This window comes from Streptomyces phaeochromogenes (genome assembly GCF_001418655.1).
GTDB classification, from domain to species: Bacteria; Actinomycetota; Actinomycetes; order Streptomycetales; family Streptomycetaceae; genus Streptomyces; species Streptomyces phaeochromogenes.
This window is the reverse complement of sequence record NZ_LIQZ01000178.1, coordinates 1-12,018: the sequence shown is the minus strand read 5'-3', so window position 1 is coordinate 12,018 and position 12,018 is coordinate 1. Positions and strand designations below refer to the sequence as shown.

Below are 12,018 nucleotides of genomic sequence, written 5' to 3'. Positions count from 1 at the left end.
AGGCGGTGGAGGCGGTGGTGAGAGCGTCGGTGACTTCAAGCTCACCGTCAGCGGCGGCACCCTGGTCGTCGACTCCGAGGGCGACGGGCTCGACTCCAACGGCACCGCCGAGATCACCGGCGGCACGGTCGTCGTGAACGGCCCGCAGCAGGGTGGCAACGGTGCCCTCGACGTCAACGGCGACTTCGGCATCAGCGGTGGAGTCCTGCTGGCCGCCGGCAGCGCGGGCATGGCCGTCGCCCCGTCCACCGACTCCGAGCAGGGCTGGCTCTCCGCCACCCTCGACTCGTCGGTCGAGGCCGGCACGACCCTCCACGTCGTCGACTCCGACGGCAAGGTCGTCGCCACGTACGTCACCTCGAAGTCGATCCAGAACGTCGTGTACTCGTCGTCCGCGGTGAAGAGCGGCGAGAAGTACGAGATCTACTCGGGCGGCACGAAGTCGGGTACCGGTACGGGAGGTCTGGCGGCCTCGGGCACCCTCGGCTCGGCCGAGCGCATCGCCACGGTGACGGCGGGCGAGGCACCGGAGGGAGGCTTCGGGGGCGGCCGGCGATAGGTGAGCTGTCGCACACCATGGGCCCCGGGGTCAGACTGGAAGGAGGCGGAGATTCCCGAGACGCCGAGAATCCCATGAGCGGAGATTCCCGAGACGCGGATCCCGAGACCCGCAGCGGACCGGCCATGGAGGAATCATGACGGCAGCCACGCGGAACGACACCCCCGTCGCCATCGAAGGCAACGGTGTGGAACTGCGCATGCAGGAAGTGGGCGGCGGCATGAGTGTCGCCTTCGCGACCCTCCCAGAGGGGACGGACATGGCGCCGGCGGTGAAGGGCCTGCCCGACGACCAGTGCCAGTGCCCCCACTGGGGATATCTCCTCAAGGGGCGGCTCAGGATGCGCACCAAGGCCGGGAGCGAGGTCTACGAGGCGGGGCAGGCCTTCTACTGGGCGCCCGGCCACGTGCCGGAGGCGCTCGAGGACTGCGAGTACGTCGACTTCTCGCCGACGAAGGAGTTCAACGAGGTCATCGACCACATCAAGGCGCAGATGAGCTAGGGCCGGGCCAGGGCCTGTACGGCGCATCGGGTCCGACCCGCGGCAGAGCGGCGGTGGCGGATCACGTCTCGTACAGCCCGTCCCATGGCGGGCCGAAGCCCAGCCGGTCCGGGTAGAGCTCGGCCCAGGGCTCCCCTTCGTCCTCGCCGGTCAGCATGCCGAACAGCACGCCGTCGACGGTGATCCGGAAGGGGCGGATCGCGATGTCCGTGTAGCGGCGCCGGGGGAGGCTCCTGAGGAGTTTGGCCAGGTGGGCCTGGGCCCGGGAGAGGACCGTGTCCTGGGCGTACTGGCCCTCCGGGGCGCGCTGCTGCTCGGCCCAGGTACCGGCACACCAGATGTCCGAGTCCCGGTAACGGCCCTCGGCGTCGAAGGTGTGGAGCACCGCGTAGAGACGTTTGTGCTCTTCCCAGCCGTCGTCGGGCCGGTACCCCTCGGGGAACGCGTACGTGATCGACCCCAGGAACTGCCCCTCCGCGTAGTGACCGATGGCCTCGGTGCGGTGGCGCGGCTCGTAGGCGATCGGGATGACCTCGGGGACTGCCATGGCGAAACCATACGGATGAATCGTGGACATGCCACAGGCGGGGCCACCGTAACAGCCCTCGGACTCCGGGCAGACGCAAGGTGTGTTCGAGACGTTCGCCTTGTTCGACTCGTTTTCGACGGTTGTGGCCTGACGATCGGGCCGACGCAGATCGGCGGCTTCACGGCAACACCACTCCTGGCGACTCGACCAGGGAGACCGTCCGTACGCGACCCCGTCCGCCGTTGTGCGGCTTGCCAAGTGCCCGGTTTCCGATTCGCTTTCGCGCAGGAACCCATTGGAGTTTCGCGTGTCGGCTGATGTGTTGATCGTACGGAGAAGTCCTTCAGTCGTTGCGTCTGCGACCCGATGTTTGCAGGGGAAGCTCGAACTCGCTTCCGGTGCTCTCGCACACCTGTACATTCGGATCAAAGGAGCAATGCATGAGTCCTGTACTCAGGGCCAAGTCCTCTCTGAGCCCGCTTGCCGCCCGTGGCGCGTGGCTGACCGGCGGCGCTGTCGCCTCTCTCGCTCTCGTGTTCTCCGGCGTCGCGACTCCCGCGTCGGCCTCGGTCGCCCCGTCCGCCGGGAGCGTCGTGGCGGACCCGTCGACCGACGACTGCAAGAAGGACAAGGAGAACGGGCACCACGAGAAGTACCAGCCGGAGGGGAAGGCGCAGACCCCCGGCGGACCGCTTCACGAAAAGTGCGAGGACCGGGACCGCGACAAGCAGGAGTGCTCGGACATCGACTCGATCATGAACCCCCTGCGGGGCATGGAGCTCAGCGCGGTGCTGAGCGACGGCAAGGCATACGCCGGGATCCGGGACCAGTCCCCGCTCGGCGAGTACAGCTGGGAAGAGATCAGTGACGAGGACAACTTCCCCAAGAACGCCTGCTCCATCACCATCAGTGTCTCGACTGTCGGTAACGACGCCTGGATCAAGGTGCTGACCACGAAGGGCCGCGTCTACGAGACGCACGGCAACAGGGACGACGACGAGTTCATCTGGGACGAGGAGTGGGAGAGGCTGACCACTCCGGACGACGACAACCTCGCGAACACCACCCGCGAGAAGGGTGAACTGGTGGCCCCGGTCGACCCGGCCGGCATTCCGCAGGGTTCCTGACACCTGCCTGGTTCGCCGCGCGCGCAGGGCTACCGCCGGGCGCGCGCGGCACCCCCGGTCACTCCGCTGTCGCGGACCCGGGGCACGTCTCTCCGGAGCCCTCGGCCTGCCGGACGCCGGGGATCGTCACAGTGACCCTCGTCGAGCCGGAACTGGAGCTGGAGCCCGCGTCCACGACGACGCGGGCGGCGGCGATGGTGCACGTAAGTTGGGCGAGGGCCGTCCCGGTCAGGGGCTCGGTGCCGCGGGGCAGTTCGACCGACAGCCGTGCCCCGTCCGCCCGGACGGTCGGCGGGGACGTCAGCGGGGGAAGTTCCGTGGTCAGGCCCTTGCGGCCGAGGACGGCGTCCGGCCCCTGGAACAGCAGTGCCACCGCCGTCCCGATGTCGAAGGTGCCGGGGACCCGGCTGCGGACGCCGAGCAGGGTGTCCTGCCTGACGAAGTAGAGGACGTAGGCAGGCCGTATGCCGGTGGCCGCCTCTCCCGCCTCCACCACACCCGTCGAGGGAATCCCGCAGGAGGAGAGCAGCAACGCGGCGGCCGTGAGCGAAAGCCCGGACCGTATCGTCCGCTGTCCGCGTCCGCGCTCGATGAGCCGTCTCATGTCTCTCGTACCTCCCTCTCCTCTTCCTTCTCCTCCGGTTCCTCCTGGCCCAGGGGGATCTCAATCGTGAACACCGCGCCGCCGTTCTCCGCCTCGTCGGCCTCCGGCCGGTTCGCCGCCCGGACCGTACCGCCGTGCAGCCGGACGTTCTCCGCCGTGATCGAGAGCCCGAGGCCGCTGCCCTCCGACCGGGTCCTGGCGGTGTCCGACTTGTAGAAGCGGTCGAAGACATGCGGCAGGACGTCCGCCGGAATGCCGGGCCCGCTGTCCGTCACCTCGATGACGGCCCACACCGTGCCGTCGGCGGCGGGGTCCGGCATCTCCTTTGCGTACAGGCGCAGTTGTACGGGGCGTGCGCCGTGCCGTAGTGCGTTGCCGACCAGGTTGGCGACGGCCACGTCGAGGCGGCGGGGGTCGACCCGGCCGCGCAGTTCGCCGGGCCCGGGGAGCCGGGTGTCCACCGTGTCCTGCCAGCCGCGGGCGGCGAGGGTGCGCCGCAGGGACTCCGCGAGGTCGAGGTCGTCCAGTTGCAGGCCGGCCGCGCCCGCATCGAAGCGGGAGATCTCCATCAGGTCGTTCACGAGCCGGGCCAGCTTCACGGTCTCGCCGCTGATGAGCCGCACGGCCATCGCGGTGTCCGGGTCGAGCCGGGCCGCGTCCTCGTCCAGGACGTCGGTGACGGCCGACATCGCGGCCAGCGGGGTACGCAGCTCGTGCGAGACGTCCGCGACGAAACGGCGGGCGCGGGCCTCCATGCGGCGCAGCTCGGCCACGGACTCCTCAAGTGCGGCGGCTGTCTCGTTGAACGTGTGTGACAGGTCGGCGAGTTCGTCGGAGCCGTTGACGGCGAGCCGGGTGTCCAGGTGGCCCTCGGCGATGCTCCGGGTGGCCCGGCGCAGTTCGCGTACCGGGCGCAGCACTCCGCGCGCGGCCAGCAGGGCGAGCAGGACGGCGAGGCCGAGGGCGGGCACGACGGCGCGTCCGATGGCGGTGACCAGGGCGTCCACGTAACCCTGTTCGCCGGTCTGCGGCACCGTCAGGAAGACGGCGACCCCGGACGCGGGGCGTTCGGCGGGCTCGCCGAAGGTGACCGGCAGGCCGACGACGAGCGAGGAGCGTCCGTCCGTCCGCACCCGCTGGAAGACGGCGGCCCGCCGCGAGCCCACGGCCGACCGCATGTCGGCCGACAGCTCGGCGAACGTGTCCTGTGGTCTGGAGGTGGCCCGCAGGCCGCGGTAGGTGGCCAACACCCGCCAGTTCTGCGCCGGTTCGGCGGCGGCGACCTCCAGGGCGACCCGCTCCAGGTCAATCTGGGTCGGGGGGTAGGCGATGCCGGGCGCCAGGCCGTCGACGTGCGCCCGCAGCCGTTTGATGATGGTGTCCTGGCTCTGCTGGAGCACGGCGACGCGGGCCTCGCGGAAGGTAAGGGCGCCGGTGGTGAGGGTGGCGACGGCGGTGACCAGCACGAAGGCGATGAGCAGCCGGCCGCGCAGACCGCGCAGCGGTCGGTTCACCGGGGCACCGGTCCGTACCCGGCCGTCCCGCGCGTCCAGGTACGTGTCGTACGTATCCAGGTACGCATCCGGATACCGCTCACCGGGACTGGAACCGGTAGCCGAAGCCGCGGACGGTCTGGATGTAGCGCGGCTGTCCTGCCGGCTCGCCCATCTTGGTGCGCAGCCGCTTGACGCACGCGTCCACGAGCCGCGAGTCGCCGTGGTAGCTGTGCTCCCAGACCGCCTCCAGCAGCTGCTGCCGGGAGAACACCTGGCCGGGCGAGGCGGAGAGGGTCAGCAGGAGACGCAGTTCGGACGGGGCGAGGGCGACGGGCACGCCCCGCCTGGTGATGGCCAACCCGGCCCGGTCGATGGTCAGTTCGCCGTCGTCGCCGTGGCTCTCGATCTTCGGTATGCCGTCGGGGTTGGGCGCGCCGCCGACCCGGCGCAGGACCGCGCGGATACGGGCTTCGAGCACGCGTGCCTGCACCGGCTTGACGACGTAGTCGTCCGCCCCGGCCTCAAGACCGACCACGATGTCCGTGTCGTCGCCCCGGGCGGTCGCCATGAGGATCGGCACCTGGTCCTCGGTACGGATCCGGCGGCACACCTCAAGACCGCTGAGGCCGGGCAGCATCAGGTCGAGCACGACGACGTCCGGCCGGAAGGTCCGCAGCAGGGCCAGCCCCTCCTCGCCCGTTCCGGCGACGGTGACGTCGTGCCCCTGGCGGCGCAGTGCGAGCCGGACGCCCTCCCGTACGGCGCGGTCGTCTTCGATCAGCAGGACGCGTGGCATGTGCTCAGTATCCGTACGGCTCAGGGGAGTTGAGGCAGGTACCGGCGTCGGTGGGGGAACTGTTACGGGACGATCACATAGGCCGGACGGGTGATCGACCGTTATCTCTTCGTTATCAGCTGAGCGATATCCCATTACATGCCGTACTCACTCTTGATGACCATGAACACGACTGCCCGAAGCGCGAAGCCGTCCTCGACCAGGGGGTCCTCCGCCTCCCGACCGTCCCGGCGTCGGCGCAGAGGTTCCGCGCAATCCGGTGGACCCGGGCGGTCCGGCGGGCGTTCGGGCGGGCGCGGCCGGAAGAGCAAGGGTCCGTTACTCGGCGGCCTGGCGGCGCTGGTCGCGTTGGTGATCGCCGCCGCTGTGGCCGTGAACTGGACGACGTCCTCGTCCTCCGACGCCGCCGACGGATCCGCCTCCTCGCCGCCGTCCGTTCCGTCGCCGGACCCGACACCGGAACCGAGCGGCGGGACGGAGTCGGGCAAGGCGAGTGAGAAGCCCGGCGGGAAGGCCGACGAAAAGGCCGACAGCGAGCCGTCCGGAAAGGGCAGCCCCTCCGCCTCCTCGTCCTCCTCAACGCCCAAGATCCCGGCCACGGGTCCCGGCACGTTCGCCACCGCCGGCGGCGGGAGCGGGACCGTCGGGAAGGGCAGCCGGGTCCTGAGCTACAAGGTCGTCGTCGAGGACGGCCTCACGCAGTCGGCGGCCGATGTCGCCGAGCAGGTGGAGGGCATACTCGCCGACCCGCGCGGCTGGACGGCCGACGGCCGCTCGGGCTTCCGCCGCGTCTCCAGCGGTACGGCCGACTTCGTCGTACGGCTCGCCACGCCGGGAACGGTGGACGCCATCTGCGGCAGGTACGGGCTGAACACGCGCGGCGAGGTCAACTGCAACGTGGGCAAGGACGTTGTCGTGAACCTCAAGCGGTGGCTGCTGGCGACGCCGGTGTACGCCGCCGACGTGGACGCGTACCGCGCGCTGATCATCAACCACGAGGTCGGCCACTTCCTCGGCCACGGCCATGTGACGTGCCCCGGAGCGGGGAAGCCGGCCCCGGCGATGATGCAGCAGATCAAGGGGATGCTCGGCTGCAAGCCCAACGTCTGGCCGTACGACGCCAATGGACGGTTCGTCACGGGGCCGGCGGTGTCCTGACGGAGCCCTGAGGGGGACGTGAGGGGTGCCCTGGAGGAGGGCCTGAAACGTGCTGTCAGGGAAAGAGGGCAACCTTTCCGGTCGCCGCGACCACAGATGAGTCGGAACCCCGTTCACAGGGGCTCCACACAACGCACGAGCCCCACAAGAACCACGTAAGGACTCATCCGTGGCATCCCCCTCCCACCGCAGGTCCCTCCGCAAGCGGCGCACCGCTCTCCTCTCCGCCGCTGCCGTGGCGGCCGCGGGTCTCGGCGCCGTCCCCTTCGTGATGAACGCGAACGCGGGTGCCGTCGACCTGGCGCACCAGGCCCTGCCCGCCAAGGACGGCTGGGCAGCGTCCGGTTCGGGCACGACCGGCGGTTCGAAGGCCGACTCCGCGCACACCTTCACCGTCAGCACCCGCGCCCAGCTGGTGAAGGCGCTCGGCTCGGCCACCGACTCCACCCCGAAGATCGTCAAGATCAAGGGCACGATCGACGCCAACACGGACGACGCGGGCAAGAAGCTGACCTGCGCCGACTACGCCTCGGGCACGGGCTATTCACTGTCCGCGTACCTGAAGGCGTTCGACCCGGCCACGTACGGCAAGAAGGCCCCCGCGGGCACGCAGGAGAAGGCCCGCGCGGCAGCCCAGACCAAGCAGAAGAAGAACATCGTCTTCCGGGTCCCGGCCAACACCACCGTCGTGGGTGTCCCGGGCACCAAGGCCGGGATCACCGGCGGGAGTCTGCAGGTGCAGGACGTCGACAACGTCATCATCCGCAACCTCTCGCTCACCGCCACCGAGGACTGCTTCCCGCAGTGGGACCCGACGGACGGTTCCCTGGGCGAGTGGAACTCCAACTACGACTCGGTGACGCTGCGCGGCGCGACCCACGTCTGGGCGGACCACAACACGTTCAGCGACGCGCCGTTCTTCGACAAGTCCGAGCAGACGCACTTCGGCCGCAAGTACCAGATCCACGACGGCGCCCTCGACATCACCAACGGCTCGGACCTGGTGACCGTCGAGCGCAACCAGTTCACCAACCACGACAAGACGATGCTGATCGGCAGCAGCGACACCGACAGCGTCGGCAAGCTGCGCGTCTCCATCCACCACAACGTGTGGAAGGGCATCACCCAGCGCGCCCCGCTGGCCCGCATCGGCCAGATCCACCTCTACAACAACGTCTACGACACGACGACCCTCAACGGCTACGCCCCCAAGTACAGCCTCGACTCCCGAGCCAAGGCCCAGGTGGTGGCGGAGCACAACTCCTGGACGCTCCCGTCCGGCGCGAAGGTCGCCAAGCTCCTGAGCGGCGACGGCACGGGCTCGGTCGCCGGCACGGGCAACCTCGTCAACGGCAAGTCCACGGACCTTGTCGCCGCGTACAACTCGGCGAACTCGAAGAAGCTGAAGACCACGGTCAACTGGAAGCCGACCCTGACGGCAGGCCTCCAGACCTCGGCGAACAGCCTGCCGACGGAACTGCTGGGTTCGACGGGGGCCGCGGTTCTTTCCTGACCGTGCCCCACTGAAGTCGTGCGAGAGGCCCGGGACTTGGCGTCCCGGGCCACTTTCATACGCGGCCGAGGCGTACGCAGCGGAGGAGGTGGGAGAAGGACGAGGGAAGAAGGTAGGGAAGAAGGTAGGGAAGAAGGGCGGCTTGAGGACCGTGCCGAGATGACCCTGAACGTTCTTGAGTGGCGGGGCATCGAGGTCCCGGATTCGGTGCGCGAGCGTGTGCGCGCCTGCAAGGACCTGGAGCAGCTGGAACTCTGGGCGCAGCGAGCGGTGCACGCGACCGAGGCGGGGCAGCTCTTCGAGGAGGGCTGGCGCCGCCGTCGGCCTTGGTGACCGGGGCTCGCGGTCCTTGTCAGGGCAGGGTGAGGATGCGAGGGCCGGACTCCGTGATGGCGATGGTGTGTTCGAAGTGGGCGGCCTGGCTGCCGTCGATCGTGCGCAGGGTCCAGCCGTCGGGGTCGGTGAGGTAGTCGTTGTGGCCTCCGGCCATGAGCATGGGCTCGATGGCGAGGGCGAGGCCGTGGCGCAGGGGGAAGCCGCGGCCTGGGCGTCCGTGGTTGGGGACGTGGGGGTCCTCGTGCATCTGGCGGCCGATGCCGTGGCCGCCGAAGTCGGACGGCATGCCGCAGGCGGCCTTGCGGGCGACCGTGCTGATGGCATGGGAGATGTCGCCGATGCGATGACCGACGGTGGCGGCGGCGATGCCCGCGTCGAGGGCCTGCTGGGTGGCGGCGATGAGTTCGAGGTCGGCGGGGCGAGGGGTACCGACGGTGAAGCTGATCGCGGCGTCGCCGGTCCAGCCGTCGAGTTCGGCTCCGCAGTCGATGCTGACCAGGTCGCCGTCGCGCAGACGGTAGTCGCCGGGGATGCCGTGCGAGACGGCGTCGTTCACGGACGCGCAGAGCACGGCGGGGAAGGGGACCGGGGCGAAGGAGGGCTGGTAGCCCAGGAACGGGGAGCTCGCCCCGGCCTCGTTGAGGACCGTGTGGGCGGCTTCGTCGAGCTCGCGCAGGCGAACTCCCACAGCCGCCGCCCCGCGTGCGGCTGCGAGTGCGTTGGCCACGACGCGCCCCGCCTCCCGCATCGCATCCAGTGCCGTGTCCGTCTTGATCTCCACCATGTGTCGTGACTCCCTGCCGTGCGATGCATTGCGAAGCAACGTGACGCAATGCGACGTCATGTGGCGCCGTACGACGCCGCCCAATACTTATACCGGTATTAGTATCACGGTCGTGGTGGGAGTTCCGCGGTGCGAGTTCCTCAGGATCCCGGCCGCGGGGATCCCGAGCGGAACGTGCGGCGGTACGTGTCCGGGGGGACGCCGATCGTGCGGTTGAAGTGGCGGCGCAGGGTGGTGGCGGTGCCCATGCCGGTGGCTGTGGCGATGGCGTCGATGCCGGTGTCGGTGGTCTCCAGGAGTTCCTGGGCTCGGCGGATTCGTTGGGTCAGGAGCCACTGGAGCGGGGTGGTGCCGGTTGCCGACTTGAAGTGGCGGCCCAGGTTGCGGGAGCTCATGCGTGCCTGGCGGGCCAGGTCCTCCACGGTCAGTGGCTGGTCGAGGCGGTCGACGGCCCAGGGGAGCAGGTCCCCGAGCGGGTGGTCGTCCCGGGCGGGCACCGGGGCGGCGACGAACTGGGCCTGGCCGCCCGCCCGGTGGGGCGGCACGACCAGGCGCCGGGCGACGGCGTTGGCGACCGACGAGCCGCGGTCGAGGCGCACGAGGTGCAGGCACAGGTCCAGCGCGGCGGCCTTGCCCGCCGATGTGAGCACGCTGCCGTTGTCCACGTACAGGACGTCCGGGTCGACCTCCACCTTCGGGTAGCGGGCGGCCAGGGCGTCGGTGTGCGCCCAGTGCGTGGTCGCGCGCCGCCCGTCCAACAGGCCCGCCGCGGCCAGTACGAACGCGCCCGTGCAGAGCGAGGCCACGCGGGCGCCCGCCTCGTGCGCGGCACGTACCGCGTCGACCAGGTCGGCGGGCGGCTCCTCGTCCACGTCCGCCCACGCCGGGACGATCACGGTGTCGGCGCCCGGGAGTTGGTCGAGACCGTGGTCGGGCTCCAGTCGGAAGCGTCCGACCTGCACGGCCTCCGACCCGCAGACGGACACGTCGTACCAGGGAGCGGCAACGCCGACCGGCGCCGCGTCGAACACCTCGTACGCCACGGACAGTTCGAAGTGCAGCATCCCGTCGGTGACGGCCAGCGCGACAGTGCTCATGTCTGTCATCAACCCCTGCTCGTGCCCGTGTTCCTGTCCGTGCTCATGTTCGTGCTCATGTTCGTGCTCATGTTCGTGCTCATGTCCGTAATTGTATGGGGCGTGGCGTTCCGGACACTCACGGTGGGGTGCCGGGCCTCGTCAGGATGTCCGTATGGGAATCGAAGCGGGGTCGGGGCAGACGGTGGCGGTGTTCGGCGCGTACGGGCACACCGGGCGGTTCGTGGTGGCGCAGTTGCTGGAGCGCGGGTTCGTGCCGGTCCTCTCCGGCCGTGACGCGGGCCGGCTGGGGGAGCTGGCGGCGGCGTACGGTCCCGGGCTCGACGTCCGGCCGGCGTCGGTCGACGACGCGGCCTCGCTCGACCGGGCCCTGGCCGGTACGGCGGCGGTGATCAACTGCGCCGGACCCTTCGCCACGACCGCCGCGCCCGTGATCGAGGCGGCCCTGCGCGCCCGGATCCCGTACGTGGACGTGGCGGCCGAGATCGAGGCCAACGCCGACACCTTCGCCCACTTCACGGACCGCGCCCGCGCCGCCGGAGCGGTGATCGTCCCCGCGATGGCCTTCTACGGCGGCCTCGGCGACCTGCTGGTCACCGCGGCGATGGGCGACTGGACGACGGCCGACGAGGCGCACATCGCGTACGGCCTGAACAGCTGGCACCCCACCCCCGGGACCCGCGAGGCGGGCAGGATCTCCGGGGAGCGGCGCAACGGCCGACGCGTCCGCCACACGAACGGGCGGCTGGAGTACCACAGCGACGCCCTGCCCACCCTGAAGTGGCCCTTCCCCGACCCGATGGGCACCCGGGCCGTCATCGGAGAGTTCACGATGGCCGACGTCGTCACGATCCCCAGCCACCTGGCCATCCCCGAGGTGCGCACCTATATGACGGTCGAGGCGGCCGGGGACCTGGCCGCCCCGGACACCCCGGCGCCGTCCGCGGTCGACGAGCACGGCCGCTCCGACCAGACCTTCCTCGTCGACGTCGTCGTCCGCTCCGGAGACACCGAACGGCACGCCGTGGCGCGGGGCCAGGACATCTACGCCGTCACCGCGCCCCTCGCGGTGGAAGCGGTCCACCGCATCCTCACCGGCCGGACCCGCACGGTCGGCGTCGCCTCCGCGGGGGAGATCTTCGACGCCTCCGACCTGCTGCGGGCGCTGGCGCCGCACATCTCCGTGGAAGTGGAAGTGGAAGCGGGTCAGTAGCGGACCCGGTCGGCTCGGCGGCCGGTCCAGGGCGTTCTGCTGTCGCGTCGCGCGGGAACGCCTGGGCCGGCCCCGCCGTTCTTGTCCTTGAGTCCGGCGGCTGCCGTGTGCGGTGGCGCGACCCGGAACCGGCTATCGATCCCGAGTGCCATGTCCCGTTCCCGAATATTCTCCGGCGCGCTCATGGGCGCTGTCGTCGCGCTGCTCCTGGGCTGCTCCGGCGAGAGTGTGCCGACGGGCGCCTCCGCCGAGCCGCCGCGGGAGAGCCCGGCGGCGGCCCCTGCCACGACGGCCCCCGTGACCC

The 12,018-nt window shown here is 70.4% G+C and carries 12 protein-coding genes and 1 pseudogene; 7 read left to right on the top strand and 6 right to left on the bottom strand.

What is annotated here, in order from left to right; all coding sequences use genetic code 11:
• Together AOK17_RS24260 and AOK17_RS24255 are read left to right on the top strand one after the other, a co-directional pair.
• Positions 1–559, top strand: a pseudogene (locus AOK17_RS24260) (carbohydrate-binding domain-containing protein); the annotation flags it as partial.
• A 136-nt stretch (positions 560–695) separates the two neighbouring features.
• On the top strand, positions 696–1,061 hold the full coding sequence (locus AOK17_RS24255; protein ID WP_055614658.1) for a cupin domain-containing protein: 366 nt from the start codon (positions 696–698) through the stop codon (positions 1,059–1,061).
• A gap of 61 nt (positions 1,062–1,122) precedes the next feature.
• Here the strand turns inward: AOK17_RS24255 and AOK17_RS24250 are convergent, their stop codons facing one another.
• Positions 1,123–1,608 (bottom strand): hypothetical protein, encoded by a 486-nt coding sequence (locus AOK17_RS24250; RefSeq protein ID WP_055614659.1) that lies wholly within the window; start codon positions 1,606–1,608, stop codon positions 1,123–1,125.
• Between the two features lie 422 nt (positions 1,609–2,030).
• Here AOK17_RS24250 and AOK17_RS24245 point away from each other — a divergent pair, with 422 nt between their 5' ends.
• Positions 2,031–2,717: a hypothetical protein gene (locus AOK17_RS24245; RefSeq protein WP_055614657.1), complete on the top strand. Its 687-nt coding sequence runs from the start codon at positions 2,031–2,033 to the stop codon at positions 2,715–2,717.
• 58 nt (positions 2,718–2,775) lie between these two features.
• Here AOK17_RS24245 and AOK17_RS24240 read toward each other — a convergent pair whose 3' ends face one another.
• The 3 genes from AOK17_RS24240 to AOK17_RS24230 form a co-directional block, all read right to left on the bottom strand.
• Positions 2,776–3,321 carry a hypothetical protein gene (locus AOK17_RS24240; RefSeq protein ID WP_055614656.1) on the bottom strand — a complete coding sequence of 182 codons (546 nt, stop codon included), beginning with the start codon at positions 3,319–3,321 and terminating at the stop codon, positions 2,776–2,778.
• Positions 3,318–4,835: a sensor histidine kinase gene (locus AOK17_RS24235; protein ID WP_055614655.1), complete on the bottom strand. Its 1,518-nt coding sequence runs from the start codon at positions 4,833–4,835 to the stop codon at positions 3,318–3,320. Before AOK17_RS24235 ends, AOK17_RS24240 begins: the two co-directional genes overlap by 4 nt.
• Positions 4,836–4,914: 79 nt before the next feature.
• Positions 4,915–5,613: a response regulator transcription factor gene (locus tag AOK17_RS24230; RefSeq protein WP_055614654.1), complete on the bottom strand. Its 699-nt coding sequence runs from the start codon at positions 5,611–5,613 to the stop codon at positions 4,915–4,917.
• 351 nt (positions 5,614–5,964) lie between these two features.
• Between AOK17_RS24230 and AOK17_RS24225 the strand changes: the two genes are divergently transcribed.
• The 3 genes from AOK17_RS24225 (at position 5,965) to AOK17_RS48790 (ending at position 8,617) form a co-directional block, all read left to right on the top strand.
• Entirely contained in the window at positions 5,965–6,771 is an 807-nt protein-coding gene (locus AOK17_RS24225) for a DUF3152 domain-containing protein (RefSeq protein WP_326760133.1), read from the top strand.
• Positions 6,772–6,940: 169 nt separating this feature from the next.
• Positions 6,941–8,284, top strand: coding sequence for a pectate lyase family protein (locus AOK17_RS24220; protein WP_055614652.1), 1,344 nt, complete (start codon positions 6,941–6,943; stop codon positions 8,282–8,284).
• Between the two features lie 159 nt (positions 8,285–8,443).
• A complete protein-coding gene (locus AOK17_RS48790; RefSeq protein ID WP_342671516.1) occupies positions 8,444–8,617 on the top strand; it encodes a hypothetical protein in 174 nt (57 codons plus the stop codon).
• Between the two features lie 19 nt (positions 8,618–8,636).
• Here the strand turns inward: AOK17_RS48790 and map are convergent, their stop codons facing one another.
• Complete coding sequence (map, locus tag AOK17_RS24215) at positions 8,637–9,404, bottom strand: type I methionyl aminopeptidase (protein ID WP_055614651.1); 768 nt, start codon at positions 9,402–9,404, stop codon at positions 8,637–8,639.
• Between the two features lie 140 nt (positions 9,405–9,544).
• The gene (locus AOK17_RS24210; protein ID WP_055614650.1) at positions 9,545–10,501 is read right to left on the bottom strand and encodes a helix-turn-helix domain-containing protein; all 957 of its coding nucleotides are present in this window, start codon (positions 10,499–10,501) and stop codon (positions 9,545–9,547) included.
• Between the two features lie 154 nt (positions 10,502–10,655).
• On the opposite strand from AOK17_RS24210, the gene AOK17_RS24205 reads away from it, so the two are divergent.
• Positions 10,656–11,714, top strand: coding sequence for a saccharopine dehydrogenase family protein (locus tag AOK17_RS24205; protein WP_055614649.1), 1,059 nt, complete (start codon positions 10,656–10,658; stop codon positions 11,712–11,714).
• Positions 11,715–12,018 lie beyond the last annotated feature (304 nt).

Excerpts from the sequence above, each read along its gene's own strand:
- AOK17_RS24255 (WP_055614658.1), top strand. The coding sequence starts at position 696 with ATGACGGCAGCCACGCGGAACGACACCCCCGTCGCCATCGAAGGCAAC.
- AOK17_RS24250 (WP_055614659.1), bottom strand. The coding sequence starts at position 1,608 with ATGGCAGTCCCCGAGGTCATCCCGATCGCCTACGAGCCGCGCCACCGC.
- AOK17_RS24245 (WP_055614657.1), top strand. The coding sequence starts at position 2,031 with ATGAGTCCTGTACTCAGGGCCAAGTCCTCTCTGAGCCCGCTTGCCGCC.
- AOK17_RS24240 (WP_055614656.1), bottom strand. The coding sequence starts at position 3,321 with ATGAGACGGCTCATCGAGCGCGGACGCGGACAGCGGACGATACGGTCC.
- AOK17_RS24230 (WP_055614654.1), bottom strand. The coding sequence starts at position 5,613 with ATGCCACGCGTCCTGCTGATCGAAGACGACCGCGCCGTACGGGAGGGC.
- AOK17_RS48790 (WP_342671516.1), top strand. The coding sequence starts at position 8,444 with ATGACCCTGAACGTTCTTGAGTGGCGGGGCATCGAGGTCCCGGATTCG.
- map (WP_055614651.1), bottom strand. The coding sequence starts at position 9,404 with ATGGTGGAGATCAAGACGGACACGGCACTGGATGCGATGCGGGAGGCG.
- AOK17_RS24210 (WP_055614650.1), bottom strand. The coding sequence starts at position 10,501 with ATGAGCACTGTCGCGCTGGCCGTCACCGACGGGATGCTGCACTTCGAA.
- AOK17_RS24205 (WP_055614649.1), top strand. The coding sequence starts at position 10,656 with ATGGGAATCGAAGCGGGGTCGGGGCAGACGGTGGCGGTGTTCGGCGCG.